Here is a 25,712-nt window from a genome sequence, read left to right as displayed (position 1 = left end):
CATTCCCGTAGCCGAACTGCACGTTCAGACAGCCGAGTCCCACACTCAGGCACCCGAGCCCCACGCTCGGGTAGCCGACTCCCACACTCAGGCAGCCGAGCCGCACGTTGACGCAGCCGAACCCCACACTCGCGAGCCTGAACCCACACTCGAGCGGCCAAACTCCACGTTCAGGCACTCGAGTCCTCCAACCCCGCAGCCGAATTCCCCGCTTCAGCGGCCGCCTTCCGCACACGCGGCGATCAGTCCCGTGCCCGAGCGGGCAGCCCCACCTCCGCGCTGACGCCATCCGGCAGGCCGAACGCAGAACTCGGCTACGGGAACGTGCAGTTCGTCTGCCCGAACGTGGAACTCGGCTACCTGAACGCAGGACTCGACTGCCTGAACGTGCAGTTCGGCTGCGTGAACGTGAGGTTCAGCTGCTTGAACGTAGGACTCGGCTGCCTGAGTGGGGAACTCGGCTGCCTGAGTGGGGAACTCGGCTGCGCGAGCGTGGGGTTCGGGTGCGTGAGCGTAGCGGGGTGTCACGAATGTGGCTTTCGGGGCGTGGAACGTCTCGAAAGCCACATTCGTGACATGGAGCGGTCAGAAGAGGAGTTGGGCGAGGGTGTAGATGAGCAGGCCGGCCAGGGCGCCGACGACGGTGCCGTTGATGCGGATGAACTGGAGGTCCCGTCCCACCTGCAGCTCGATCTTCTGCGCCGTCTCGGCGGCATCCCAACGTTCGACCGTGTCCGTGATGATCGTGGTGATTTCGTTCGAGTAGTTCAGCACCACGTAAGCCGCGGCTCCTTCGACCCAGCCGTCGACCTTCGTGCGCAGGGCATCGTCCGACACGAGCTTGTCGCCCAGGGTCAGGAGGCCGTCGCGCACGCGTTTGCGCAGTTCGCTCGACGGGTCCTCGGCGGCGGTCAGCAGCATGCCCTTCGCGGTCGCCCACGCCGAGCCGATGAGCTTCTGCACCTCCTGGTGCTCGATCACCTGCTGCTTGACCTGCTCCGCCCGCTCCATCGTCTTCGGGTCGGTCTGCAGGTCCTGCGCGAACTCCACCAGGAACTTGTCCAGCGCCAGGCGCATCGGGTGGTTCACGTCGGTCTTGATCGCCCACGCGAACGACAGCACCTCGCCGTAGACCTTGTCCGCCAGCATTTCGTCGACGAACTTCGGCGACCAGCTCGGCGCCCGGTCCGAAACCACCCGCAGCATCGAGGTGTGGTTGTCCCGCACCCATTCGTACCCGCGGTCGCACAGCAGGTCGACCAGCTTGTGGTGCGCCCCGTCCGCGAACACCGACGCCAGCAGCCTGCCCAGCGGCGGCCCCCACGGCCGGTCCAGCAGCCGCCGCGCGACGGCCTGCTCGACCACCGCCTGCACGTCGTCGTCCCGCAGCACCGTCACCGCGCCGCGCAGCACGGTCGCCACTTCGGACGTCACGCGCTCGGCGTTCTCCGGCTGCGCCAGCCAGCCCCCGAGCCGCGCGGAGATGCCGACGCGGCGGAGCTTGTCCCGGATCACCGCCTCGGACAGGAAGTTGCTGCCGACGAACTCACCGAGGCTCTTGCCCAGCGCGTCCTTCTTGTTCGGGATGATCGCGGTGTGCGGGATCTTGATCCCCAGCGGGTGGCGGAACAGCGCGGTGACCGCGAACCAGTCCGCCAGCGCACCGACCATGCCCGCCTCGGCGGCCGCGCGGACGTACCCCACCCAGGCGGGCCACCCCTGCGACTGCGCCCAGCTGGCCAGCAGGAAGATCACGAACGCGCCGAGCAGGAAGGACAGCGCGACCAGCTTCATCTTCCGCAGCCCGGCGCGCTTGGCCTCCTCGCCGGCCAGTCCGCCCGGTGGGTCGGCGGGTGTCGTCAGTTGCTCCACACCGCCATTCTCCGTGAAGATTCACCCTCGTGCGCGAACCAGCTCTAGTCCCACGCCTGCAGCCGTTCACTTCGACCATCTTCGCCGAGATGACCGCGCTGGCGGTGTCCACCGGCGCGGTCAACCTCGGCCAGGGATTCCCCGACACCGACGGCCCCGCCGCCATGCTCGACGCGGCCAAGGACGCCCTGTTCGGCGGCGCGAACCAGTACCCGCCGGGCCCTGGACGGCCGGAGCTGCGCCGGGCGATCAGCGCCCACCGCGCCCGCTACGGCCTCGAGTACGACCCCGACGGCGAGATCCTCGTCACGGCGGGCGCCACCGAGGCCATCGCCGCCAGCCTGCTCGCGCTCACCGAACCCGGCGACGAGGTGATCGTGATCGAGCCGTACTACGACTCCTACGCCGCCTCGGTCGCGCTGGCCGGGGCCACCCGGCGCGTGGTGTCGCTGGTCGAGCGGGACGGCCGGTTCGCGCTGGACACCGACGCCGTGCGTGCCGCGATCACCCCGAAGACCCGCGCGATCCTGGTCAACTCCCCGCACAACCCGACCGGCACGGTGTTCACCCGCGCCGAGCTGACCGCCCTCGCCGGGCTCTGCGTGGAACACGACCTGCTGGTCATCACCGACGAGGTCTACGAGCACCTGGTCTTCGACGACGCCGAGCACCTGCCGCTGGCCACGTTCCCCGGCATGCGCGAGCGCACGGTCGGCATCTCCAGCGCCGGGAAGACGTTCAACTGCACCGGCTGGAAGATCGGCTGGGTCTGCTCGACGCCGGAGCTGGTCGCCGCGGTGAAGGCGGCCAAGCAGTTCATGACCTTCGTCTCCGGTGGGCCGCTGCAGCCCGCGGTGGCCTACGCGCTGGAGCACGAGCTGGACTGGGTCGAGCGGTTGCGCACCTCGCTGTCCGGCAAGCGCGACCGGCTGGCCGCCGGGCTGGCCGAGGCCGGGTTCGCCGTGCGGCCGAGCGCGGGCACCTACTTCATCTGCGCCGACGTCCGTCCGCTCGGCTTCACCGACGCCGCCGAGCTGGCCTGGCAGCTGCCGGAGCGGGTCGGCGTGGCCGCCGTTCCGGTCAAGGTCTTCACAGACCACCCGGACGAGTGGCAGCACGTGCTGAGGTTCGCTTTCTGTAAGCGCGACGAGGTGCTCGACGAGGCGATCCAGCGACTGCACAAGTTATCCACATAGCCCTTCTGCCACGAGCAACCGGCGCATCCGGTCGAAGCACCGCCGCCGCAGCGGGCCGACGCTGCCGACGGCGATGCCGAGTTCGGCCGCGAGCTGGGTGTGCGTCAGCTCGGGGTGGTCGGCGAGCAGGCACAGCAGCAGCCGGTGCCGCCGCGGCAGGGCCCCGGCCAGGCGCCAGAAAGTGCGCCTGCGCTCGGTGTTCAGCGCCACGGCTTCCGGGGTCGGTGCCTCGTCGGCGCGGTCGGGCAGGTCGCGGGCGCAGAGCACTTCACGACGGCGTCCGGCGAGCACCCGCAGCGCGCGGCGGCGGGCGGTGGTGACCAGCCAGCCGGGCAGCCGCGCCGGTTCCCGGAGCGTGCCGATGCGGGCGGCCAGCGCGATCCAGGTGTCCTGGCCGACGTCCCACGCGTCGGCGTCACCGAGCCGGTGGGCCCGCGCGACCCGCAGCGCCAGCCGCACGCAGGCCCGCGCGAGCAGGTCCAGCGCCCCGCGCTCGCCGGTCAGCACCCGTGGCACCAGCCGCCTCAAGTCCACTTCGGACACCGTGCTCCCCTTCCGCCTGGCGAAGACCGCCGGCGACTGGGACGACACGCCGGGCGGCGGGGATCCGTCGTTCGCCCTCCCGGGCGCGGGTTGAGTAGTTGTCCTCAGCGCTGTCGGGCGATCACGAATGGGCACTGTGCGTGATCAACACCCCGCGGAGAGCCACCGGGCGCAGGTGCTCTGTTCCGCCTTCCGGGGTGGATCGAACGCGATCGAAGTGAAACACTCCACTCGAATGCTAGAAAGAAGGCGAACCCGGGGGTCCGTCGCAGCGATCGCTTCCCCCGTCCCCCAGCGAACCGACGATCTTCCGGGCACCCGGTCCAGGACGGTGGTGATGGCGGTGCACAGCACGATGGAACCGGAGCTGCGCTCCGGCCTCCGTGCTGCCGCGCGCCGGTTGCTGCTCACCACGGGCCTCACCGTCGCCGGCGCCGCGCTCGCCTTCGCCTTCAGTTCGCCCGCCTGGGCCGACGACACCGAAACCTCCAGTGGCACCGGTCAGACGAGCACCACGGCCGTGGCCGCGGAATCCACGGCGGTCGCCATGTCCGCCAAGCCCGCCGAAGCCCCGGTGACCACCGCCAAGCACCAGGAAGAGCCGGAGACCACCGAGTCCGAGGCCACCGAAGCCACGCAGGCAAAGACGCCCAAGCCGAAGGTGAAGCCCGCCGAGGTGGTCAGCACGCTGCTCGCCACCACGTCGGCCGCCGTCGAAGAGGACGCGCCCAAGCTCCCGGCCAAGCCCAGCGGTGGCCTGCTCGGCGGCCTGGTCAACACCGTCGGCGGCGTGCTCAACGCGGTCACCAGCACGGTCGGCTCGGTCGGCGACGCGGTGCTGCGGCCGGTCCTCGCGCCCATCCTGGCGCCGGTCGACCACTGCCCCGCCCCGGAGATCGTGGTCCCGCTACCCGGGCTGGACGACGGCTTCGACCCCTGGCCCCCGCCCGCCACCGCCGACGCGCGCGGCACCACCAGCACGATCGCCGTGATCACGCCGGACGCCGGGAGCACCGGCACGACGGCGACCGCGGTCGAGGAACCCGAGCCCGCCCGGATCACGCCGGTCCACCAGCTCACCACGGTCACCGCGACCACCAAGCACCACTCCGCCCCCGCTCCGGCGGCGCCCGCTCCGGATGATCCGGGGTCGAAGGTCCGCGCCGGTTCCGGCGGTGGCGGCGGTGCACCCGGCGGCGGCACGCCGCCGTCCACCCCATGCGCGCCCCCCGCGGGGCACTCCGCGTCCGCCCACCCGGGTCAGGACAACAACGGTGGCCGGAACCACCTCGGCGTGCTGCCGTCTTCGGACAGCACGACCCAGCTCCGGCTGATCGGCACCAGCCGCGATCACGCGGCCGACGGTGCGGGCAGGGAAGCCGCCCTGCCGACCACTTCCCCCGACTGACCCGAGCCGGTCCCGCGGGGAGAACTGCGTTCAGTTCAAGATCAACTTCTCCCGTGTTCCGCCATTCGGAGTCCGCTCGACACCGCCATTCGGTGTCTTCGATCGGGGTAGTCCCATGCACCCATTTCTTCCCGTTCGGCCGACCGCGCCCGGCCGTTTCGGGACCTGGCCCCGGCGTCGCACTGCCCCTGTGACGCCGGGGCCCGCACAGGGCACGTACCGGATGTCGCTGCTCACCGCGCCGAGCAGCGGCAACCACCCGGTACGCGCCTGAGGGCCGCGCGCTTCCCGGCACGTCGAGGGGCTGTGCCGGGAAGCCGCAGCGGCCGTGCGGCCGGTGCGCTGGATTCCATCGCCGTTTCACCTCCCTGGAAGCGACGGATCACCTCCAGCGCACCGGCCGCATTGTGCTTTTCCAGGCCGGCAGTGCTTTTCAGGCGACCGGCAGGTCCAGGCCGGAGCCGTCGCAGCCGCGGACCGCGGCCGCCGCGGTGCTCAGCCGGCGCACGGCGTCGTGGATCTGCTCGGCGGGCAGCGCGAACGGCAGCCGCAGCCGCCGCTCCAGGCCGCCGTGCACGCCGAACCGCGAGCCGGGCGCGATCTGCAGGCCGTGGTTCGCCGCGGTGACCGCGAGCCGGGTGCTCATCGGCTCGGGCAGCTTGCACCACAGGGAAAGCCCGCCGGAGGGCACGCGGAACTCCCACTCCGGGCAGTACCACCGCAGCGCCCCGACGAGCGCGTCCCGCCGGTCCCGCAGTTCCGCGCGGCGCTCGGCCATTCGCGGCTGCGGGTCGGCGAGCAGTTCCGCGAAGACCAGTTGTTCCAGCACCGGCGAACCGAGGTCGACGGCGTACCGGGCCGACCGCAGCCGCCCGAGCAGTTCCTCGGGCGCCCGCATCCAGCCGATCCGCAGCCCGCCCCAGTGCGATTTGGACGCCGAGCCGATGGTGATCGTCCAGTCCGGCGCGAACCGGCCCAGTGGCGGCGGGCCGTCGAGCGGATCGCCTTCGAGGTCCAGTTCCACCAGGGTTTCGTCGATCACCGCCGGGGTGCGGGCCCGGGTCAGCAACGTGCCGAGCCGCTCGCGCCCGGCCGCGTCGAGCCGGTGCCCGGTCGGGTTCTGGAAGTCGACGACGAGGTACGCCAGCCGGGGTGACGCCTGGCGCAGCACCGCCTCCATGCCGTCGAGGTCCCAGCCGTGGTCGCCGAGCGCGACCGGCACCGCGGTGGCGTGCACCCCGCGGATCGCCTCCAGCGCGTTCGGGTAGGTCGGCTGCTCGACCAGCACCCGGTCTCCCGGCCCGGCGAGCATGCGCAGGGCCAGCACGAACGCGTGATGGGCGCCGTTGGTGATCATCACCTCGGCCGGGGTGGTCGGCAGGCCGCGGGCGGTGAACCGCGCCGCGATGCGTTCGCGCAGCAGGGGCAGGCCCTGGTCGAAGTAGCCGTGTTCGGGCAGTTCGACGGCGAGCAGCTGGCGCGCGGCGTCCACGGCCGGCATGAGCCCGGCGACCGCGGGCGGGGCGGCCCGGACGAAGTCGATCAGCCCACGCCCCAGCGGTTCCGCTTCGAGCCCGGTCCTGCGCGGCGAGGTGATCCACGAGCCGGAGCCGCGGCGGCTGGCTACGACGCCGTTCGCCCGCAACCGGTCCAGAGCGGCCCCGACCATGGTGCGGCTGGCGCCGAGCGCGTCGGCCAGCTCGCGCTCGGCGGGCAGCCGGGTGCCGAGCGGGAGCTGACCGTCGTGGACCTGCAGTTCGATCGCGGCGGCGAGGTCGCCCGCGCCCTGCCGCGAGCCACTTTTCCGCCAGACACCCAGCATGGCGGCCAGTCGCGTGCCAGATACCCGTCCACCAGGTGGGAGCGCCTCGTTCATAAGGCCAATTATTGCGAATTGGTCATGGTAAAACGAGCCAATCTTTCCGATAGTGGGACATGTGGCCCAGTTGGAACTACACCCCGTCAAGGCGACCGTCGACCCCGCGCGCCGCTTCCCGCAGCTGATCGGCGGGCTCGCGCTCTACGGCGCGAGCATGGCGATGCTGACTCGAGCCGGGCTCGGCCTGGACCCGTGGGACGTGCTGCACGAGGGCGTGATGAAGCAGATCGGCCTGTCCTTCGGGGTGGTCACCGCGCTGGCTTCGCTGCTCGTGCTGCTGCTGTGGATCCCGCTGCGCCAGCGGCCCGGCATCGGCACCGTGCTCAACGTGCTGATCATCTCGGTCACCGTGGACCTGGTCCGGCTGGTGCTGCCCGATCAGCACACCCTGTTCTGGCAGGTGGTGCTGCTGGTCGGCGGCGTGGTGCTGAACGCGCTGGCCACCGCCACCTACGTCGGCGCCCGCCTCGGCCCCGGCCCGCGCGACGGGCTGATGACCGGACTGGCCACCCGTACCGGCTGGTCGGTCCGGGTGGTGCGGACGCTGATCGAGGTGACCGTGCTGGCCGGTGGCTGGCTGCTCGGCGGCACCGTCGGCCTCGGCACCGTGCTCTACGCGGTGTCGATCGGCCCGCTCACCCAGTGGATGCTCGGGTACGTGGCCTGGCGGCCGCGCTCGAAGGACTCACGCGGTACGGCGGTGTGAGAGCGCCATCCGGACGGTCGCGTGGTCGACGCCATACGCGACGAGCTGGTCAGCGGCGGGGCCCGGCTCCACAGTGAGCGCGAGCAGCAGGTGCTCCACGCCGATGTACCGGTCGCCGATCTCCAGCGCCTCGCGCAGGCTGCGCTCCAAGGCGGACTTGGCGGACTTGCTGAACGGCACGTGCCCGAACCGCCCGCGACGGCGCGAACCGCGGCCCGCCAGCGCGAACTCCCCGTGTGACCGTTCGACCGCGTCGACGATCTTGAACACGTCGATGCCCAGTTGTTCCAGTGCTTCGGTGTCGGCGTCGCTGAGTCCGCCGCGGCGGCGGATCTCCTCGAACTGCGCGATCAACCCGGCCTGGTCGGGCAGTCGCGCGTCGAGCAGTTCCCTCGCCGGGCCTCCGGCGCTGTCCCGCAGGGCGATCAGCAGGTGCTCGGCCCCGACCTCCCCGGCCCCGGCCTCGCGCGCCGCTTCCTGCGCGCTGACCACCGTGGCCCGCGCGTCGGCGGTGAATCGCTCGAACATGTCAGCTCCTCCCGTACTTCTTGTGCACGGCCTGGCGGGTCACGCCCAGCTCGCCGGCGATCTCCTGCCACGACCAGCCGTGCACCCGCGCACTGCGCACCTGCACCGCTTCGAGTTGTTCCAGCAACCGGCGGAGCGCGGCGACGGCCCGCAATCCCACCCGGGGATCGCGGTCGCCCGCCCGCTCGGCCAGATCCGTCGCTTCCGTCATGGTGTCAATGTAGGTTGACATCGCCGGGCTGTCAACTTCCGTTGACGACAGGCTAGGGTCGGGCGCATGCCCGCGATCGAGGTCGCCGAACAGGACGGCGTCGGGGCGGACGGGGTTGCCCGCCCGACCGAGGACTACGTGGTGGTACTGGACAACGCCGTGGTCCTGCTGGACGGCGCCACCGCGCCGAGTCCCGAACTGCCCAGCGGCGGCTGGTACGCCGGACTGCTGTCAGCCCGGCTCGCGGACGGCCTGCGTGCCGCCCCCGAAGCCGATCTCGCCGCCGTGCTCGCCGCGTCGATCGCTTCGGTGGCCGAGGAAAACGGGCTGCGCCCCGGCGCTTCCCCGTCGAGCACGGTGGCCATGGTGCGCTGGACCGCCGACCGGCTCGACGGCCTGGTGCTCGCGGACAGCCCCATCGTGGTGTTCGCCAGGAGCGGCCCGCAGTTGCTCGCCGACGACCGGATCGCTTCCCTGCGCGGCAACGGCGAACTCCAGACCGGCCGGGACGTCCGGTTGCGCCGCAACGCCGAGGGCGGGTTCTGGGTCGCCGAAGCCGATCCGGCCGCCGCGGGCCGGGCGGTCACCGCGAGCTGGCCGCTGGCGGTGGTGGACACCGTGCTGATGGCCACCGACGGCGTGTCCACCGGCGTGGACGACTACCACCTGTTCGACTGGCCACAGGTGCGTTCGCTGGCGCGCGAACACGGCCCGCACGCGGTGCTCAAAGCCGTCCGGGAGGCGGAAGAGGCTGACCCGCACGGCGTCCGCTGGCCGCGTCCGAAACGCCACGACGACCAAGCTTTGGTCGTGCTCGAGTTTCGCTGAGTCACTGATCGATTTCGGGGGATATCAGGGCTTTACCCGGATCTCACCGGCGCCGGGAAGCGGGACCATTCCCGCATGGGGAATCCAGGGGCGAGAAAAATCGCCGCGACCGACGCGATCACCGCCGCCAGAACGCGGCGCTGGGTGGTCATCGCGGGCGCGGCGATCGGGTGGGCGTTGTTCACCCTGATCATTCTGCACAGCGTCAGCGGCCGGAATCCGGTGACGGACACGCTGAGCAGTTACGCGCATTCGGAGCGCGGGGGCGGAATGCTGGAAGCCTCACTGCTTTCCCTCGCGGTCGGGGCGGTCGCCGTGCTCGGTGCCCTGCGCGCCACCGGGATGCGACTGGGCCTGACCACGCACATCCTGTTCGGCGCCACCGCGCTCGGGCTCACCCTCGCCGCCTTCTTCCCGGCCACCCTGGATTCCGGCGGCGACGTCGCTTCCGGCGTGGTGCACCAATACGCGAGCCTGATCGCGTTCCTGTGCCTCCCCGGTATCGGAATGTCCTTGCGGGAACGCGTGGAACTCGACCAGTCCCGGATTCTGCTCAACCGGATCTGCGTGGTCTACGCCGGTGGGCTGTTCCTGTTCGGTCTCAGCTACATCACCCGGGACATCCCGCCGCTGGAGTGGATCAACGCGCTGGTGCCGGTCGGTTTCGCCCAGCGGATCACCTTCGGCACCGGATTCGCGTTGCTCGGCGCGTTGACGCTCGCCGCTTCCCGTTCGGCGAAAACGATCAGCTGACCGCGGTGAGGGCTTCCGGGCCGTAGCCGAAAACACCGGGTAGTCCACCGGTGTGCCAGAACACCACGGGACCCTCTTCCGGCCGCGGTTCGGCGAGCAGCGCCGCCGCGGTTTTCCCGGTGTAGACCGGATCCAGCACCACGCCCTCGGTCCGGCCGAACAGGCGCAGCGCTTCCCACACCTCGTCGGTCGGCACACCGTAGCCGGGGCCGAGGGTGCGGTCGGTGATCCGCACGTGGTCCAGCGCGGGCGGCTCGATACCGAGGTGCCGCGCGCCGGCGTCGACCAGCGTGCTCAGGGTTTCCCCGGACTCCGCCGCGGAATGGCCCACGCACGCGATGTCCAGCCGGCCGGCCCAGCCGAGCGCCAGCCCGGCCGCGGTACCCCCGCTGCCCTGCGGCACCAGGATCCGCGCGTGCCGTCCGTCGAGTTGCTCGCGGATCTCCGCGGCGGCCGCGACGTAGCCCAGGAGGCCGACCTCGTCCGAGCCGCCGACCGGCAGCGTCGCCACCTTCCGGCCCTCGGCCGCCGCTTCCGCGACGAGCCGGTCGTAGGTCGCCCCGGTCTCCACCTCGTCGGCGCAGCGGTGGACGTTCGCGCCGAAGAGGTGGTCGAGGATGATGTTGCCCGAACGTTCGTACGCTTCCCCGTCGCGCGGCACCTTCGCGGTCAGCACCAGCTCGCAGCGCAGCCCGAGCTTCGCGCACGCGGCGGCGGTCTGGCGCCCGTGGTTGGTCTGCAGCGCGCCGAAGGTGAGCACCGTGTCGGCGCCGTCGGCGAGCGCCCGCCCGAGCAGGAACTCCAGCTTGCGCAGCTTGTTCCCTCCCACGCCGAGCCCGTTCACGTCGTCGCGTTTGAGCAGCACGGTGGTGCCGAGCGCGTCGCTCAGCCGGGGCGCCTCCTCCAGTGGGGTCGGCCAGGTGCCGAGGCGGACGCGGGGGAACCGATCGAGCTTCATGGCTGCCAGGATGCCAGAGCGCTGGTATCGTTCGTTCGAACGAACGAGCAGGAGGTCGCGATGACCAGCACCGTCACGTTCCCCGGTCTTCTCGAGCTGGCCGGTCGCCTGGCCGACGGCGAGGTGAGCTCGGTCCAGCTGACCGAAGCCGCGCTCGCACGCATCGAAAACGCCCAGCCGAAGCTCAACGCGTTCCGGCGCCTGCGCGCGGAGGACGCGCTCGCGGACGCGGCCCGTGCCGACGAACTGCTCGCCGCGGGCAAGCGCGCACCGCTGCTCGGGGTGCCGCTGGCGATCAAGGACGACGTCGACATCACCGGCCTGCCCACCGCGTTCGGCTGCTGCGGCGACTTCCCGCCCGCCCGCGCCGATTCCGCCGTGGTCCGCAACCTCCGCGACGCCGGCGCGGTGATCGTCGGCAAGACGAACACCCCGGAACTGGGCCAGTGGCCGTTCACCGAAGGCCCGGAGTTCGGCGCCACGCGCAACCCGTGGCAGCTCGACCACACACCGGGCGGCTCGTCCGGCGGGTCGGCCGCCGCGGTGGCCGCCGGTCTGGTGCCGGGCGCGCTCGGCTCGGACGGCGCCGGCTCGATCCGCATCCCGTCGGCGTGGACCAACCTGGTCGGCATCAAGCCCCACCGCGGCCGCGTGCCGACCGCGCCCGACCCCGAGTTGTTCCACGGGCTGACCGTGCTCGGCCCGCTGGCCAGGACGGTCGCCGACGCGGCCGCCCTGCTCGACGCGGCGACCGGCACCACGCGCATGTTCCGCGCGGCCGCGGATCGTGACCCCGGCAGGCTGCGGATCGGCCTGTCCACCCGGATCGCCTTCACCGCCACCCGCACCCGGCTCGACCCCGAGGTGCGCCGGGCGGTGGAGCGGCTGGCGGAGTCGCTGGCCGGGCTGGGTCACGAGATCGTCGAAATCGAGCCGAACTACGGCATGGTGGGCCTCAACTTCCTGCCGCGCTCGCTCACCGGCGTGCGTGACTGGTGCCGCCGGGTGCCGGACGACGCCCTGCTGGACCCGCGCACCAAGTCCAACGCGCGTCACGGCGGCGTGCTGGCCGGTCCGGCGCTGCGGCTGGCGAAGGCCACGGAACCGTTGCTGCGCCTGCAGATCGGCGCGGTGTTCCGCAAGGTCGACGTGTTGCTGACACCGACGACGGCCACCCCGCCACCCCGGATCGGCAGCTTCGACGGCCTTTCCCCCTGGGCCACCGACCAGGCGATGATCGCGGCCTGCCCGTACGCGTGGCCGTGGAACGTCCTGGGCTGGCCCGGGGTGAACGTGCCCGCCGGGCTGACCGCGAACGGACTGCCGCTCGGTGCCCAGCTGCTGGGTCCCGGCGAATCGGAGGAGCTGCTGATCTCGGTGGCGGCGCAACTGGAATCGGTGGAGCGCTGGCAGGATCGGCGTCCGCCGGGATGAGCGCGCGTGAAGCGATCCTGCGTGCCGCGCTGCGGGTGATCGGGGAGCAGGGCGTCGCCGGGCTGACCAACCGCCGGATCGTCGCCGAGGCCGGGGTGTCGCTCGGCTCGTTGACCTACCACTTCCCGAGCCAGACCGAACTGCTGCGCCAAGCCATGCTGCTCTTCGCCGAAGAGGAGACCAAGAAGCTCACCGAACTCGCCGAAACCCAGCGCACCGACGGCATTTCGGTCGAGCAGGCGGCGCTGGCCGTCGAACAGGTGCTGGCGGGGATGACCTTCACCACCGACGACATCGCGCCGCTGGAGCTGTACCTGCAGGCGGGCCGCGACCTGGGACTGCGGGACGCCACACAGCGGTGTTTCGCGGCGTACGACGAGCTGGCCACGACCATCCTCGCCGCGCTCGGCGTGCCCGAGCCGCGGCAGCTGGCCGGTCCGGTGGTGGCGCTGATCGCCGGACTCCAGTTGCGGCGCCTGGCCACCGGGGAAGCGCCGTCCGCGTCGACCGCGCTGACCATGTTGATCCACGGTTCCGGCGGTTAGGCTGGGTTCCATGGTCCCGCTCGTCCACGCGCCGCCGGTGTTGCGCGGGACCGCGGCGTGGAAGTACTTCGGCGACTTCCGCGGTTCACTGCTCGCCGGGCAGGTGCTGTTGTTGCAGGTCGCGCACCCGGTGGTGGGCGCGGGCGTGCAGGACCACTCGGAGTACCGCGAAGACCCGTGGACGCGGCTCATGCGGACAGCGGGCTCGTTGTCGATCTGCGTGTACGGCGGTCGTCGTGGGGCGCTGTACGAGGCGAAACGACTGCGAGAGCTGCACCGGCCGTTCACCGGCGTGGACTTCACCGGACGGCGCTACAGCGCGCTGAACCCCGCTGCCTACGCCTGGGTGCACTCCACGCTGGTGATGCTTCCCGTTGACACGCAACGGTTCTTCGGCCGTGAGATCCCGCCTTCGGAGCTGGCCGAGTACTACGCGCAAATGTGCGACATCGGCCGGATCCTCGGCTTGCGCGAGCGTGACCTGCCGCCGGACTGGCCCGCGTTCGAACGGTACTACGCCGAGATGGTCGACAGTTTCGCCCAGAACCCGGCGATCGACACGCTGCTGGAAACCATCGCCGAGGTGCCGAACCCGTGGCGGCGACTGCCTGATCCACTGTGGACACGGATGCGCCGGGCGCAGCACCGGTTCCAGCTCTTCATGATCGGCGGCACGCTCCCGCCCGCGTTGCGCGCCCGCCTTGGTCTCAAGTGGACGGACGGGCAGCAGGCGCGGTTCGACCGGTTCTGCCGCGTACTCCGCCTCGCCAACGCCATCCCGGTGCCCGTGCGCTCGGTGCACCTGCGTTCGATCGGCTGGCTCAACGTCTGGCTGCGTGCTCGACGGCTCGGTTAGGGTGGGGATCATGGGACCGGTCCGGCTGCCGCTGCGCGTGCGGTACCACGAATGCGATCCGCAGGGCGTGGTGTTCAACGCGAACTACCTGGCCTACTTCGACATGGCGAGCTTCGAGTTCCTCGGCGCGGTCCTCGGCAAGCCGACCGGGCTGAGCGACTACGGCGTCGACTTCGTGGTGGCCGAGTCGAACGTGCGGTACCTGCGGGCGCTGCGGTTCGACGACGAGGTCGTGGTGACCGTGCGCATCAGCCACCTCGGCACCACCTCCATGGTGCTGGAGTTCGACCTCGCCCGCGGTGGCGAAACGGTGGCCACCGGGACGAACCGCTATGTGTTCGTGAACGAGGAGACGTTGACGAAGCAGGCGCCGCCGGACGAACTCAGGGAGAAACTGGTGGCGTACCGGACGGCTCAAGCAGACCCAGATCCAGCGTGAAGTCCCGCCGGTTGCCCGGTCCGACGGTCACCGGCTCGGTGCACCCGGTGGCAGGATCGGCGTCGGAGTCGCTCTCGTCGTCACCCGCGCCGGGCTCGGTGGCCTCGCGGCCGGTGAGGCCGAAGCACACCAGGTACGGGCCGTCGGGCAGGTTGCCGAAGGTGTAGCGGCCGTCCGGGCCGGTGGTCACCGCGAGGCCGATCGGCGAACCGTCACCCTCGTACAGTCCGACTTCGACGCCTTCGACCGCGGGCTCGCCACCGTCCTGCAGGCCGTTGGCGTCCTGGTCGAGCCACACGTAGTCGCCGAGTTCGTTGCCCGGGGCCATCAGCCCGGCGTCCAGGTCGAGGCCGGCCGAGCCGGTCGGGGTGCACCCGGTCTCCGGGTCGGCGTCCGAGTCGAGCGCGTCGTTGCCGGCGTTCGCCCTGGTGAGTCCGTAGTCGTCGATGACGTCGAAGCAGACCTGGTGGCCCCCGTCGGGCAGGTCGGCGAACAGGTACCGGCCGTCCTCACCGGTGAGCGTGGTCCCGACCGCTACGCCCGCCTCGCCGACCAGCGTGGCCCGCACGCCCTCGGCCGGCGGTTCGCCCTGGTCCTGCAGGCCGTTGCGATCGGTGTCGAACCAGACGTAGCCACCGACGGCCTGGGCCTCGGCGTGCGCCACCCCGGTGCACGCGGTCAGCAGGCAGGCCACCGCGGCCAGCACGGCGAAAACCACCCAGCGACGCCATCTTCTGCCGTTCATCAGCGCTCTCCCGCCACCTTCGGCGGCTCAGCTTAGGCAGCGGGGCGCCCCCGGAAAAGGCCGGTCAGCCGTTCGAGTTACCCCACGCGGAAAACCGGATAACCAGGGGCGATGGCCAGGAGTTCGGCGTCGGTCGAATCCGGGCCGACCCCGTCGAAGAAAACGCCGACCTCGAACTTCCAGCGCTTCAAATAGGCCCGCAGCAATTCCGGCTTTTCTTCGTCGGAGAGTTCGACGGCGCGGAATTCCTCGAGCCGCCTGCCGATCCGCAGGCGTCCTTCACCGGAGACGCGGATGTTGCGGACCCACTGCGTCAGGCCGCGGGGGGCGACGAGGTAGCGCTCGCCCTCGAAGGTCAGGACGTTGACCGGGACGCTGCGCCACTCACCGGACTTGCGGCCGCGCACCGACAGCTCACGGCTGCCCCAGACGCTCAGGCCGAGCTGGGTCAGCTTGGTGACGACGGCGTTGAACACCAGGGTGGGCTTGCCGGGCTGCTGGTAGCGGGTGGCGGTGGTCATCGGGTCCTCCTCCAGGTTGCGAGAGCGCTGCTCTCGTCTGTGATCAGTGAACACCTACAGCGAGTCGAAGTCAAGAGCAGTGCTCTCTAATTTGTTCGGCGCTCTCTGGTGACGGTAGGGTGACCGGCATGCCGGCAACGCGTACCGCCCGTGACCGGGCCAGGGCCGAACTCACCACCGAAATCAAGGAGGAGGCACGCAGGCAACTCGGCGAAGCAGGGGGCGGCGGACTGTCCCTCCGGGCGGTCGCCCGCGAGCTCGGGATGGTCTCGTCGGCGCTCTACCGCTACTTCCCCAGCCGCGACCACCTGCTCACCGCGCTGATCATCGACGCGTACGACGCGATCGGCGCCGCCGCCGAGGCCGCGGACGACCACCGCCTGCCGCCGCGGCAGCGCTGGGTGGACATCTGGACGGCCACCCGCGCCTGGGCACGCGCCCATCCGCACGAGTACGCCCTCATCTACGGCTCGCCGATCCCCGGCTACCGGGCCCCGCAGGACACCGTGATGCCGGCCGCCCGCGTGGCCATGGCGCTGGTGCACGTCATCCGCAGCGCCCCGGTCACCCCGCCGCCGAGCGGGCACCCGCTCCCCGTCGAACTCCACGACCAGGCCGCGAGCCTGCTGCCCGCGCTGGGCGAGGAGCTCACCCCGGAACTGGTCACCCGGCTGCTGATCACCTGGACCCAGCTGTTCGGCCTGATCAGCTTCGAGCTCAACGGGCAGTACGTCGGCAGCGTGGACCCCTCCGACGCGTTCTTCGCTTATACCACCGCACTCATGGCGGATTTTGTCGGCCTCGGGTCGGAGTTGGCGAATCCCCCCGATTCGGGCGAGTCGTTTTCCGACTAGCCGACCTTCTCGTCACAATTCGATAACCTGCCCCGATACCTGCAACGAAATCACCCTTTCGAGCGAGAAGTGTTCGAAGCTCTGAAGGGGGCCACATGAGAATTTCCCAGCTGGGGAGGGCTGCGCTCGGGTTCGCCTGCTCGGCGTTGCTCGCGACGGGTCTGGCCGTCGCCGTGCCGGGGGCGCAGGTCGCTCTCGCACAACCACCGAACCCGGGTGAGCCGCTGGCGCTGCCCGCCGGGTTCGCTCTGCAGGACACCGGGACCGGCCTGGGGGCCTGGAACCTGACCGACTTCGGCTACCTGCCCGACGACTCCATCATCGCCACCGGCAAGACCGGCGCGGTGCAGTGGATCGGGCCGAACGGGCCGAAGACGCTGATCACGCTGCCGGTGCGGATCAACAACGACATCGGGCTGACCGGGCTGGAGATCGCGCCCGACTACGCCACCTCGAAGCAGATCTACCTGGCCAGGACCATCAACGCCCCCTCCGGCGGCGGGTTCATCAGCCGGATCTCCCGCTGGACGGTGACCGGTGGCGCCGAGCCGACCGGGCTGGCGAACGAGCAGGTCCTGCTCGACGTCCCCGGCACCATCGAACTGCACAGCGCGTCGGGCATGGTCGCCGACAACTCGGGCAACCTCTGGGTCTCGGTGGGGGACAACGCCGACACCGACACCTGGCACGTCGAGGCCTTCCGCTCGCAGGACGTGAACTCGGTCTACGGCAAGATCCTGCGGATCAACGCCGCCGGCGCGGGCGTCGCGGACAACCCCTTCTACGACGCGGCCAACCCGAACTCGGTGAAGAGCAAGGTCTTCGCCAAGGGCTTCCGCAACCCGTTCCGGCTCTCGCTGGACAAGACCAGCGGCCTGCCGGTGGTCGGCGACGTCGGCTGGGGCACCTGGGAAGAGCTCAACTACGTGGTCCCCGGGGGCAACTACTCGTGGCCCTGCTTCGAGGGCAACGGCCCCACCCCGGCCTACAGCACGCAGCCGCAGTGCAACGGCGTGACCAACAACCCGCCACTGTGGACCTACCAGCACGGCATGGCGCCGGGCCAGGGCAACTCCGTGGTGGCCGGCTTCACCTACACCGGTGACAGCTACCCCGCCCAGTACAAGGGCCAGTTCTTCTTCGGCGACTACGTCAGCCAGCGCATCTGGACGCTGAAGTACAACGCCCAGGGCCAGCTCGTGCAGGCCCCGGCGGCCAACGCGCCGTTCGGCACCGGCCTCGGCGGCCCGGTGGAGTTCGCCGCGGCACCCAACGGCGACGTGGTCTACGCCGACATCGCCTCGGGCAACGTGCGCCGCGTGGTCTACGTCACCGGCAACATCCCGCCGGTCGCGAAGGCCACCAGCACCACGAACCCGGCCACCCGCACGGTCACCTTCGACGGCACCAAGTCGATGGACTTCGACGGCCCGGCCACCGACCTGACCTACACCTGGAACTTCGGTGACGGCACCACCGGCACCGGCGCCACCGTGTCGCACACCTACCCGGCCAGCCCGGCGAAGTTCACCGCGACGCTGACGGTCAAGGACAAGTCGAACGGCACGAACAGCACCACGCTGACCGTGGCGCCGTCGAACCACTCGCCGGTGCTCACGCTGACCACCCCGGCCGAGGGCAAGAAGTTCCGGGTGGGCGAGCAGGTCAACCTGACCGGCACGGCCACCGACAACGAGGACGGCCCGCTGACGATCGCCTGGTCCACGGAGATCGTGCACTGCGCCGAAGAGACCACCTGCCACGTGCACCCCAACATCACGGGCAGCGGTGGCTCGTTCGCCATGCCGTTCACCGACCACACGGACTCCCGCATCGAGTTCACCGCCAAGGTGACCGACTCGCAGGGCGTCTCGACCAGCAAGGTCTACGTGGCCCGGCCGAACGAGTTCAAGCTCACGCTGAAGAGCAACTTCCCGGCTTCACTGGTCATCTCCGGGGAGAGCAACGGGAACGTCGCGATGGTGACCGAGGGCGCCACGCCGAACCTGATCGCCGGGGCCAAGGCCACCGACGGCGTCGCCTCCTTCTCGAAGTGGGACGACGGTTCGACGAACCTGTCGCGGGCCTTCACCATGCCCGCCGCGGACACCGTGGTGAACGTGACCTACCAGACGCCGATCGACAGCCGGTACAACTCCGACGCGGCCCTCCGGGCGCTGCTCGGCAACCCGGTCGCGGCGGAGGTCAACGACGGTGGCACCCGCTACCGGGCCTACGAGCGGGGTCGCCTGTACTCCTCGCCGCAGACCAGCGCGGTGGCCATCTACGGCACCATCCTGACCAAGTACCTCGCACTCGGCGGGCACCAGGCGCTCGGCGCGCCGACGAACGACGAGACGGGCACCCCGGACGGGGTCGGCCGCTACAACGCCTTCACCGGCAACTGGTCGATCTACTACACCCCGGGCACCGGCGCGCACAGCATCGGCGGGCCGATCCGGGACAAGTGGGGCTGGATGGGCTGGGAGAACGGCGTCCTCGGCTACCCGCTGACCGACCAGGTGGCCACGCCGGCCGGCGGCGGTCAGTTCGTCGACTTCACCAAGAACGCGTCGATCTACTGGCTGCCGACCACGCCGGGCAACGGCACCGCGGCGGTCTACTCCCAGATCCGGTCGAAGTGGCTGGCGATGGGCGGCGCGACCGGGGTGCTCGGCATGCCGGTCACGGACGAGCTGGTGGGCCCGAACGGCGGGCGCTACAACAACTTCAGCAACTACGCCTCGATCTACTGGCACTACAACTCGCCGGGCAGCGGGGCGTGGTCGATCATGTCGCAGATCCGCGACCGGTGGGTCTTCGACGGTGGCGCCGGGGGCTTCCTCGGCTACCCGGTGACCGACGAGCTGACCACGCCGGACGGCATCGGGCGGTACAACCACTTCGCCAACAACGGCTCGATCTACTGGACGCCCGCTTACGGCGCGCAGTCGATGTGCTGCCAGATAAAGGACAAGTGGGCGTCTCTGGGCTGGGAGAAGGGTTACCTCGGTTACCCGACGAGCAGTGAGTACACCCCCGCGGGTCAGCCGACCTGGCGCCGGCAGAACTACCAGGGCGGCTTCATCACCTGGAAGCCGGGCACGGGCGCGGTCGACCACAAGTAGGACGCACGCGTGAATCCGGCCCCCGTTCGCTCGCGGACGGGGGCCGGTTCGCGTCTCAGCGCAGTTCGAGCAGCCGCCGCAGCAGCTCGCCGAACTCCTCCCACCACGGCAGTTGCTCGGATCGGGGCAGGTAGCGGCGGCGCTGGTCGCGCAGGAGGTCCACTTTGGCCTGGATCGCCTGGACCACGGGTGGCTCCAGCTCCAGCACCTCACTGAGCTGCGCGAGAAGCGCGGACTCCCGCGCCTCGGTCACGGAATCGGCCCCCGCGAGCCAGGCCGCTGAGGCGTAGACCAATTCGCGGTCCGCCCCGGACAGGGTCTCGACGTCGACCGGGAGCAGGTTCTCGGTGTCGGGCACCGGGATCCCGTTGAGCCCCAGCGCCTCGGCCACCACCTTCAGCGCTTGCTCCTCTTGGCGGGACACGTCTTCGTCCGCTCGGGCGACCAGGCGGGCGGCGTGGAAGATGGCCTGGCGGGCCTCGTTGGCCAGGCCGTGGACGAGCGCCCTGGTCGCGGACCGCTCGTCGGCGACCATCTGGTCGAGCAGACTGGCGCTGCGCACGGAGTCGGTGAGCACCATTGGATCGAGCAAACGCTCGGCCGTCGCGCGCGGGGCGATCCCGAGCTGCACCACCGCTTCCTTCACGGACACGCCGTGGTCGGCCGCGTGCTGCGCGGCCCGGATGCCGGCGTCCTGCCCGAAGACCCCGCCGACCACAGTGGACAACCCGAGCGCCTCCTCCGCGTGGCGGCGGTTGGCCTCGGTGTCGATCTCCAGGCCGCGGAGGCACTTGTCGGCGAACAACGGCATGGCGTTGGTGAGCAGGTGCGCCGATTCGAAGAGGTTCTTGGCGATGACGGCGGTCCAGGCGTTGAAGTCGAGCTCGGCGCCCTCGACGGCCATGGTGACCACGGTGTCGTTGCCGCAGACCTGGAAGCCGACCTGCACCACGAGGTCGGCCATCACCGGGCTGACGTTGCCGGGGGTGAACGCGGAGCCTGCCTGGACCGCGGGCAGCCGGATCTCCGTGCCGCTGGCCAGTATCCGCAGGTCGCGGGCGACTTTCATCAGCCCGCAGGCGAGGGCTTTGAACACGGTGGAGACGTACTGGAAGACGTCGCCGTTCTGGAAGGCGTCGAAGAAGTTGTCGTGCCTGCGGAGGTCCAGACCGGTGGTTTCCCGCAGGCGGGGGTAGATCCGCTCGAGGTAGCGCGCGCCGACGCCGAGCCCGGTGCCGACCGCTGTGCCGCCCATCGGCACCTCGAGGCAGTGCTCGGCGGCGTCCGCGAGCCGGTCGGCGCCGCGCCGGGCCACGGCGAGGTAGGCGCTGAAGGCCTGGCCGAAGGTGACCGGCACGGCGTCGTGGAGGCAGGTGCGGGAGAGTTTGACGGTGTCGCGGTACTCCTCGATCTTCTGTTCGAGCACCCCGGCGAGGTAGGCGACGGACTCCTTGAGCCGCACGATGTCGCGGTGCAGGGCGATGTTGACCGCCGTGGCCATGGCGTCCGATGTGGACTGCCCGGCGTTGACGTGGTTGGCGGGGTGCACGAACTCGTAGCCGCGGCGCCCGGAGAGCAGCTCGTTGGCCCGGTTGGCGAGCACCTCGTTGACGTTCATGTTCGGGGAGACGCCCCCGCCGGCGCTGAGCACGTCGACCGGGAACTCGTCGGGCCCCAGCAGCCCGGCGACCACCTCGTCGGCAGCCTGGCAGATCGCCTCGGCCACCGGCTCGCGCAACACCCCGGCATCCAGATTGGCCAGCGCCGCGGCTTTCTTGACCTCGGCGATCGCCCCCACCAGCCCCGGCTGCGCACCGAGCGTCTGGCCGGACACCCCGAAGTTGCGCCGCGCGCGCTCGGTCTGCACGCCGTAGTACGCCTGGAACGGGATCTCCACCCTGCCGAGCGCATCCTCCTCCACGCGGTACCGAGCGGTCATCACAGCACTCCCACCGGCCTCGTCCTACCCCGGACGTACCGATGTTGAGCCCCGGCACCCCCAACCACCACGCCGCACCCCCACATTTCACCCACCCGCACCCCCCACCCCAACCCGAACGGCCCACGAGCGGTCACCCCAAGTGCGACCCTTGCTATGACTGACGCATGGGCTACGTCAGGTTCCAAAGCACCACCCCCACCCCCGACGGCCGGCACCCAGGCTTCCTCGGCCTGATCAACAACCTGAGCAAAGCAGGCCGGCTCACGCCCGAGGAAGAGGACTTCCGCCGCACCACCCACTCCTGGTACGAGGCACACCACACCAACCCCACCACCGTGGACGCGACGGTCTACGACCACACGCTCAACCCAGGCGCGACCGCCTGGTTCAAGGACTCGGCCACCCCGCTGATCACCCGAGCAGAGGGCTACCTGCAAATCCTCGAAGCCCACGGGGTCGGCTGCACCAAGGTGGTCGCTGCCCACCCACCCGGCCGAATCATCTACGAAGACGCCGACCAAATCGTCGTCGTCCCCTTCCGCTGAGGCGTCCCATCCCCAAGCATTCCTTCTTCGGGATCCGCCCGCTGCAATCGTGCAGACCAGCACGAGGCACTGTGGCGCTCGACCCGGACGATCCACGTCCGCCATATGTGCAGGTCGCCAATGCCCTGCGAGCGGCCATCCTCACCCGCAAGTTCACCGCCGGGGACAAGCTGCCGTCGCGGAGCGAGCTGGCCAAGACCTACAACGTCGCCCCGATGACCGTGCAGAACGCCCTACGCGAGCTGCGCGAGTCTCCCCGGCAGGGCAGCGGCGTCTTCGTCCGAGAGCGCACCGAACGCCCAGTCGGCCTGCGCCCGCACACCGAACGCGCCTTCGAGGCCCAGCACGTCACCATCGACTTCGCCGGATTCTCCGGCGAGACCCTGCACGGCGTGATGGCCGAGCCACTGGACAAGATCCGAATCGGCCGGCTGCGGCCGGAGTCGATCCATGTGCGCCTATTGCTGCCTGACCCTGGCCAGCCCTGGAGCCTGCCTGTCACCGTCGAGGACCAGGCCGACAGCCCCGGCTTCCGCCAGCGCGCCGAAGAGATCATGCGCCGCCACACCCTGGCCATCGTCGATTCCGTGACCGAGCTGGCTCAACTCGGCCTGGTCAACGAAGCCACCGCGGAAATCCGGGTCCACCCCGCCGCGCCGCTGTTCAAGCTCTACCTGATCAACGAGGAAGAAGCCTTCTTCGGCTTCTACCCCGTCCGGGAGCACGTCATCACCTTCGGCGGCGAGACCCAGGCCATGTACGACCTCATGGGCAAGGACGCCATCCTCTTCCACCACTCCGCCAACGACGACGACACCTCCACCGGCAGCCAATACGTCGACCAGGCCAAAACCTGGTTCACCAGCATGTGGACCACCGTCGCCAAGGAATACACCCGGTGACCACCGGCGACGAAGCCAAAGCCCGCGAACTCCTGGCCAACGCCAAAGCCCTACTCCTGGACTTCGACGGCCCCATCTGCTCCGTCTTCGCCGGACTACCCGCTCCCACCGTCGCCGAACAACTCCGCGTAGTCCTGGCCGACGGCGGCCACACCGACCTACCCGAATCCGTCGCCACCACAGGTGACCCCTTCGACGTCTTCCGCCACGCCGCCACCCTCGGCGACGACGAAGCCCGCTACGTCGAAGCCGCCTTCACCGCCCTCGAAGTCGAAGCCATCCACACCGCCACACCCACCCCAGGCGCCCACGACCTCATCCACGCCTGGCACCGTTCCGGCCGCCCACTCGCCATCGTCAGCAACAACAGCGTCAATGCGGTCGAGGCGTACGGGAGCATGCACAAAATAAGCGAATATATTGGATTCATTTCAGCACGTTCAAGCCACAATCCTCAAGCACTAAAGCCGAACTCGGAATTGATAGCACTAGCCTTGAGTCAACTAGCGAGTCACCGCCACGAAGCGGTCCTCATTGACGATTCTGTGACCGACATCGAGGCAGCCCAGGGCGCAAAGGTGCCCATAATCGCATTCGCCAACAAGAAGACCAAGACGGCCGCGTTGTCCACACGAGGACCAAACGCCCTGGTCACTTCACTACACGAGATCCTCGGACTACAAGCAGCACCGACCATCCCAGGTAACACTATCAACACGAACAGCCTCTGGCTGTAACATACCGCGAACACGTGACGACACCCTGGCGACACTAGCGATAGACAGCACGGGGGCAGGATGCGCACTCTCGGAGTAAACGCGACAAGCGACTGCGCATATTTGGCCATCGTTGAAAATGAGACGATTCTTGACGTGGATCCGTACTCCGTAAAATTCCCGGCTGGATTAGAGCCAGGACGGCAAATTGTAGCACTAACCGAGGAAGTAGTGAGAATAGTTAAAAACTTCTCAATAGAACAAGTTCGCATACTTGCACCGGAGTCTAACTATTCTGCCACCTACACGAAACTTGTTCCACGCATTGAGATTGAAACTGTCGTATACGCTGCCACCGCCCAACTAGGAATTGACTGCAGACGGATAAGCAGACGCGCTGCGCGATCTTCGTATAACTTGCCGCAGTCTGGTCGACTAAGTGATCTAGTAAACAAAAACATTGAGCGCGTCGGCCCTTATTGGAATGACAAGCGAAGCCTGGCCGCACTAGTAGCTATCTGCGGAAACCGGGAGACATAGTGGTCATACTGGGCGAGGATCTTCAAAAACCGACTTACACTATCCTGCGCTCCCTAAACGAAGGAGCCACCGACATATGCCACCTAGCATACCATGAGGTTTTCGAGCGCAACGTCGTTCAAAAGACTATAAGCTTACTCGGACTAGAAGATTCGCTCGCGTTTGGAGAGCCCAGGCTTCTAGATCAATTCGACCACCCGAATCTAGCGAAAGTAAGCGAGGCGCAGTGGGACCCACAGTACCGTGGGGTTGCCGGACTCACCTTCATTATGCCTTACTACGAAGGTGGCAGCCTACTTAGAGCACTCCAAGAATCGCACCCATTTAGTATGGGTGATGCAGTATCACTCACGTGCCAAACACTGGACGCACTAGACCACTTACACGTTAACAATGGAATTGTTCACCGCGACATAAAGCCGAGCAACGTCTTCTTATCTGAAGATCGACGCACTGCATACGTCGGCGACCTTGGCAGCGCGGCGAAGATTGACGGGTCGGGTTACAGTAAAGCTCGCGGCGGCACCCCACTATACCTTCCTCCCGAATATTCAACAGGGCATTACTCTCCAGCAGGCGATATTTACAGCACCGGAATGATTCTGCTTGAGTTAGTAAATGGTCGACTCCCCTACGAAACCATCGACCAAGATGAGGTAGAGCGTCGAAATAGTAGCGGCAAGCGCGCACTCTCGGAACGAATGCTCACACCGGGCATTCATGTCCCCGACGCCCTACGCCGAATAATCCGATGCATGCTGAACGAAAACCCGGACCGCCGACCGGGCAGCGCACAAGCAGCCAAAAGAGAACTTCAGGGAGTACGACACCTGGATTGGAAACGGGACCTTAGTCAACCGTACAGATGGACTGGCTTCAAGGCCCACCGCACCAAGACAGCACAAGACCGCGCCTACGAAGTGAGCGCCCAGAGAATCACACGCGGGATTAATAAGGATCAGTTTAAGCTAACCGCGCGATGGAGACTCCAGAAATCAGACAATTGGCGAGGGATGCCAGCCTGCGAGACACAGGCAGCGGAAGACGACACTGCAACCTGGCGGGATTTTTTCAAACGAGTTTCGGAACAAGCCCACCGATCTGCAGCTAAGTGAATAGCACGTGCGACGTGCGCATTAATCGACATCGAACCGAGACAGAACCGGCTATCACTTCTATTGGCTACAACAAAGTAAGTTTGCTGCCCGACTCCTTCCGCACTCAAGAAACCGGTCCGGCACAGGTCCCACAACGCTTTGGTGACTCCACGTACTCGCAGACCCACCTCAGGGTCAGGTACGGGTTTGCCACCCAGCAGGTTCTCACCAGCGTGGTCGTTCAGGTAGACGAGAGCCTCGTGTAGCGGCCGATGGTTCCGCGCATGGAACCGAGACGGGCCGCCAGAGACAGCCATGGCAGTGATCAAGTCCGACACTGTGACTGCAACCATCTGAACACCCTACGTCACTAGTCGTGGCAACACTACTCTTCCAGGTAGTCGGTCAGCGTAGGTTCAGACGTTACATCGAACGTCTAGATCTTCGAAAGTTTGTGCGAAACACCTCATCGGCTATCGCGTCGAGATCTCGTTCGTCCCTTGCCGAATTTGGCTCTATGGGATCAAGGCGCGCCGCCAGCGGCGGCGCGCTCGCGGACTGGTCGA

24 protein-coding genes are annotated in these 25,712 nt (G+C 68.8%); 15 read left to right on the top strand and 9 right to left on the bottom strand.

Annotation, left to right across the window (positions count from 1 at the left end):
- Positions 1-585 precede the first annotated feature (585 nt).
- Positions 586-1,872, bottom strand: a complete 1,287-nt coding sequence (locus JOM49_RS08600) for a DUF445 domain-containing protein (RefSeq protein WP_209663806.1) — start codon at positions 1,870-1,872, stop codon at positions 586-588.
- A gap of 29 nt (positions 1,873-1,901) precedes the next feature.
- On the opposite strand from JOM49_RS08600, the gene JOM49_RS08595 reads away from it, so the two are divergent.
- Complete coding sequence (locus JOM49_RS08595) at positions 1,902-3,068, top strand: pyridoxal phosphate-dependent aminotransferase (protein WP_209663805.1); 1,167 nt, start codon at positions 1,902-1,904, stop codon at positions 3,066-3,068.
- Here JOM49_RS08595 and JOM49_RS08590 read toward each other — a convergent pair.
- On the bottom strand, positions 3,057-3,611 hold the full coding sequence (locus JOM49_RS08590) for an RNA polymerase sigma factor (protein ID WP_209663804.1): 555 nt from the start codon (positions 3,609-3,611) through the stop codon (positions 3,057-3,059). The two genes, JOM49_RS08595 and JOM49_RS08590, sit on opposite strands and share 12 nt — an antisense overlap.
- 337 nt (positions 3,612-3,948) lie before the next feature.
- Here JOM49_RS08590 and JOM49_RS08585 point away from each other — a divergent pair, with 337 nt between their 5' ends.
- Complete coding sequence (locus JOM49_RS08585; RefSeq protein ID WP_209663803.1) at positions 3,949-5,019, top strand: hypothetical protein; 1,071 nt, start codon at positions 3,949-3,951, stop codon at positions 5,017-5,019.
- 433 nt (positions 5,020-5,452) lie between these two features.
- On the opposite strand, the gene yczR is transcribed toward JOM49_RS08585, so the two are convergent.
- Entirely contained in the window at positions 5,453-6,895 is a 1,443-nt protein-coding gene (gene yczR, locus JOM49_RS08580) for a MocR-like transcription factor YczR (RefSeq protein ID WP_209663802.1), read from the bottom strand.
- Between the two features lie 61 nt (positions 6,896-6,956).
- Here yczR and yczE point away from each other — a divergent pair, with 61 nt between their 5' ends.
- Positions 6,957-7,604, top strand: coding sequence for a membrane protein YczE (gene yczE / locus JOM49_RS08575; RefSeq protein WP_209663801.1), 648 nt, complete (start codon positions 6,957-6,959; stop codon positions 7,602-7,604).
- Here yczE and JOM49_RS08570 read toward each other — a convergent pair.
- Both JOM49_RS08570 and JOM49_RS08565 read right to left on the bottom strand, forming a co-directional pair.
- The gene (locus JOM49_RS08570; RefSeq protein WP_209663800.1) at positions 7,584-8,132 is read right to left on the bottom strand and encodes a Clp protease N-terminal domain-containing protein; all 549 of its coding nucleotides are present in this window, start codon (positions 8,130-8,132) and stop codon (positions 7,584-7,586) included. The genes yczE and JOM49_RS08570 overlap by 21 nt on opposite strands.
- Position 8,133: 1 nt before the next feature.
- On the bottom strand, positions 8,134-8,343 hold the full coding sequence (locus JOM49_RS08565) for an RNA polymerase sigma factor sigma-70 region 4 domain-containing protein (RefSeq protein WP_113695664.1): 210 nt from the start codon (positions 8,341-8,343) through the stop codon (positions 8,134-8,136).
- Between the two features lie 66 nt (positions 8,344-8,409).
- Between JOM49_RS08565 and JOM49_RS08560 the strand changes: the two genes are divergently transcribed.
- Together JOM49_RS08560 and JOM49_RS08555 are read left to right on the top strand one after the other, a co-directional pair.
- A complete protein-coding gene (locus JOM49_RS08560) occupies positions 8,410-9,171 on the top strand; it encodes a hypothetical protein (RefSeq protein WP_209663799.1) in 762 nt (253 codons plus the stop codon).
- Positions 9,172-9,246: 75 nt separating this feature from the next.
- Entirely contained in the window at positions 9,247-9,924 is a 678-nt protein-coding gene (locus tag JOM49_RS08555; protein WP_209663798.1) for a DUF998 domain-containing protein, read from the top strand.
- Here JOM49_RS08555 and JOM49_RS08550 read toward each other — a convergent pair.
- Positions 9,917-10,882, bottom strand: a complete 966-nt coding sequence (locus tag JOM49_RS08550; RefSeq protein WP_209663797.1) for a D-cysteine desulfhydrase family protein — start codon at positions 10,880-10,882, stop codon at positions 9,917-9,919. The two genes, JOM49_RS08555 and JOM49_RS08550, sit on opposite strands and share 8 nt — an antisense overlap.
- Positions 10,883-10,942: 60 nt before the next feature.
- Here JOM49_RS08550 and JOM49_RS08545 point away from each other — a divergent pair, with 60 nt between their 5' ends.
- The 4 genes from JOM49_RS08545 to JOM49_RS08530 are packed head-to-tail and all read left to right on the top strand — an operon-like array spanning position 10,943 to position 14,156.
- Entirely contained in the window at positions 10,943-12,316 is a 1,374-nt protein-coding gene (locus tag JOM49_RS08545; protein WP_209663796.1) for an amidase, read from the top strand.
- Positions 12,313-12,861 (top strand): TetR/AcrR family transcriptional regulator, encoded by a 549-nt coding sequence (locus tag JOM49_RS08540; protein ID WP_209663795.1) that lies wholly within the window; start codon positions 12,313-12,315, stop codon positions 12,859-12,861. Before JOM49_RS08545 ends, JOM49_RS08540 begins: the two co-directional genes overlap by 4 nt.
- Positions 12,862-12,871: 10 nt before the next feature.
- Entirely contained in the window at positions 12,872-13,717 is an 846-nt protein-coding gene (locus JOM49_RS08535; RefSeq protein WP_209663794.1) for an oxygenase MpaB family protein, read from the top strand.
- A gap of 10 nt (positions 13,718-13,727) precedes the next feature.
- Positions 13,728-14,156, top strand: coding sequence for an acyl-CoA thioesterase (locus JOM49_RS08530; RefSeq protein ID WP_209663793.1), 429 nt, complete (start codon positions 13,728-13,730; stop codon positions 14,154-14,156).
- On the opposite strand, the gene JOM49_RS08525 is transcribed toward JOM49_RS08530, so the two are convergent.
- Entirely contained in the window at positions 14,101-14,901 is an 801-nt protein-coding gene (locus tag JOM49_RS08525; RefSeq protein WP_209663792.1) for an SdrD B-like domain-containing protein, read from the bottom strand. The two genes, JOM49_RS08530 and JOM49_RS08525, sit on opposite strands and share 56 nt — an antisense overlap.
- 77 nt (positions 14,902-14,978) lie before the next feature.
- Entirely contained in the window at positions 14,979-15,422 is a 444-nt protein-coding gene (locus tag JOM49_RS08520; protein WP_209663791.1) for a nitroreductase/quinone reductase family protein, read from the bottom strand.
- A 128-nt stretch (positions 15,423-15,550) separates the two neighbouring features.
- On the opposite strand from JOM49_RS08520, the gene JOM49_RS08515 reads away from it, so the two are divergent.
- Complete coding sequence (locus JOM49_RS08515; RefSeq protein WP_209663790.1) at positions 15,551-16,276, top strand: TetR/AcrR family transcriptional regulator; 726 nt, start codon at positions 15,551-15,553, stop codon at positions 16,274-16,276.
- 95 nt (positions 16,277-16,371) lie between these two features.
- The gene (locus tag JOM49_RS08510; RefSeq protein ID WP_209663789.1) at positions 16,372-19,404 is read left to right on the top strand and encodes a PQQ-dependent sugar dehydrogenase; all 3,033 of its coding nucleotides are present in this window, start codon (positions 16,372-16,374) and stop codon (positions 19,402-19,404) included.
- Between the two features lie 55 nt (positions 19,405-19,459).
- Here JOM49_RS08510 and JOM49_RS08505 read toward each other — a convergent pair whose 3' ends face one another.
- Positions 19,460-21,343, bottom strand: coding sequence for a lyase family protein (locus tag JOM49_RS08505; RefSeq protein WP_209663788.1), 1,884 nt, complete (start codon positions 21,341-21,343; stop codon positions 19,460-19,462).
- 167 nt (positions 21,344-21,510) lie between these two features.
- Here JOM49_RS08505 and JOM49_RS08500 point away from each other — a divergent pair, with 167 nt between their 5' ends.
- The 4 genes from JOM49_RS08500 (at position 21,511) to JOM49_RS44315 (ending at position 25,164) form a co-directional block, all read left to right on the top strand.
- Positions 21,511-21,891, top strand: coding sequence for a hypothetical protein (locus JOM49_RS08500; RefSeq protein ID WP_209663787.1), 381 nt, complete (start codon positions 21,511-21,513; stop codon positions 21,889-21,891).
- Positions 21,892-21,962: 71 nt separating this feature from the next.
- Complete coding sequence (locus JOM49_RS08495) at positions 21,963-22,793, top strand: GntR family transcriptional regulator (RefSeq protein WP_308158690.1); 831 nt, start codon at positions 21,963-21,965, stop codon at positions 22,791-22,793.
- Positions 22,790-23,530, top strand: coding sequence for an HAD family hydrolase (locus JOM49_RS08490; RefSeq protein WP_209663786.1), 741 nt, complete (start codon positions 22,790-22,792; stop codon positions 23,528-23,530). The genes JOM49_RS08495 and JOM49_RS08490 overlap by 4 nt, the downstream gene beginning before the upstream one ends.
- A 518-nt stretch (positions 23,531-24,048) precedes the next feature.
- The gene (locus JOM49_RS44315) at positions 24,049-25,164 is read left to right on the top strand and encodes a serine/threonine-protein kinase (protein WP_209663785.1); all 1,116 of its coding nucleotides are present in this window, start codon (positions 24,049-24,051) and stop codon (positions 25,162-25,164) included.
- Positions 25,165-25,712 lie beyond the last annotated feature (548 nt).

It is taken from the genome of Amycolatopsis magusensis (assembly GCF_017875555.1).
GTDB classification, from domain to species: domain Bacteria; phylum Actinomycetota; class Actinomycetes; order Mycobacteriales; family Pseudonocardiaceae; genus Amycolatopsis; species Amycolatopsis magusensis.
The sequence above is the reverse complement of the archived record's forward strand: the minus strand, read 5'-3'. Positions and strand labels throughout refer to the sequence as shown.

What these genes read in the sequence shown, in the direction of transcription:
- JOM49_RS08585 (WP_209663803.1), top strand. Translation starts at nt 3,949, where the DNA reads ATGGCGGTGCACAGCACGATGGAACCGGAGCTGCGCTCCGGCCTCCGT.
- yczR (WP_209663802.1), bottom strand. Translation starts at nt 6,895, where the DNA reads ATGAACGAGGCGCTCCCACCTGGTGGACGGGTATCTGGCACGCGACTG.
- JOM49_RS08570 (WP_209663800.1), bottom strand. Translation starts at nt 8,132, where the DNA reads ATGTTCGAGCGATTCACCGCCGACGCGCGGGCCACGGTGGTCAGCGCG.
- JOM49_RS08565 (WP_113695664.1), bottom strand. Translation starts at nt 8,343, where the DNA reads ATGACGGAAGCGACGGATCTGGCCGAGCGGGCGGGCGACCGCGATCCC.
- JOM49_RS08560 (WP_209663799.1), top strand. Translation starts at nt 8,410, where the DNA reads ATGCCCGCGATCGAGGTCGCCGAACAGGACGGCGTCGGGGCGGACGGG.
- JOM49_RS08555 (WP_209663798.1), top strand. Translation starts at nt 9,247, where the DNA reads ATGGGGAATCCAGGGGCGAGAAAAATCGCCGCGACCGACGCGATCACC.
- JOM49_RS08550 (WP_209663797.1), bottom strand. Translation starts at nt 10,882, where the DNA reads ATGAAGCTCGATCGGTTCCCCCGCGTCCGCCTCGGCACCTGGCCGACC.
- JOM49_RS08545 (WP_209663796.1), top strand. Translation starts at nt 10,943, where the DNA reads ATGACCAGCACCGTCACGTTCCCCGGTCTTCTCGAGCTGGCCGGTCGC.
- JOM49_RS08540 (WP_209663795.1), top strand. Translation starts at nt 12,313, where the DNA reads ATGAGCGCGCGTGAAGCGATCCTGCGTGCCGCGCTGCGGGTGATCGGG.
- JOM49_RS08535 (WP_209663794.1), top strand. Translation starts at nt 12,872, where the DNA reads ATGGTCCCGCTCGTCCACGCGCCGCCGGTGTTGCGCGGGACCGCGGCG.
- JOM49_RS08530 (WP_209663793.1), top strand. Translation starts at nt 13,728, where the DNA reads ATGGGACCGGTCCGGCTGCCGCTGCGCGTGCGGTACCACGAATGCGAT.
- JOM49_RS08525 (WP_209663792.1), bottom strand. Translation starts at nt 14,901, where the DNA reads ATGAACGGCAGAAGATGGCGTCGCTGGGTGGTTTTCGCCGTGCTGGCC.
- JOM49_RS08520 (WP_209663791.1), bottom strand. Translation starts at nt 15,422, where the DNA reads ATGACCACCGCCACCCGCTACCAGCAGCCCGGCAAGCCCACCCTGGTG.
- JOM49_RS08515 (WP_209663790.1), top strand. Translation starts at nt 15,551, where the DNA reads ATGCCGGCAACGCGTACCGCCCGTGACCGGGCCAGGGCCGAACTCACC.
- JOM49_RS08510 (WP_209663789.1), top strand. Translation starts at nt 16,372, where the DNA reads ATGAGAATTTCCCAGCTGGGGAGGGCTGCGCTCGGGTTCGCCTGCTCG.
- JOM49_RS08505 (WP_209663788.1), bottom strand. Translation starts at nt 21,343, where the DNA reads ATGACCGCTCGGTACCGCGTGGAGGAGGATGCGCTCGGCAGGGTGGAG.
- JOM49_RS08500 (WP_209663787.1), top strand. Translation starts at nt 21,511, where the DNA reads ATGGGCTACGTCAGGTTCCAAAGCACCACCCCCACCCCCGACGGCCGG.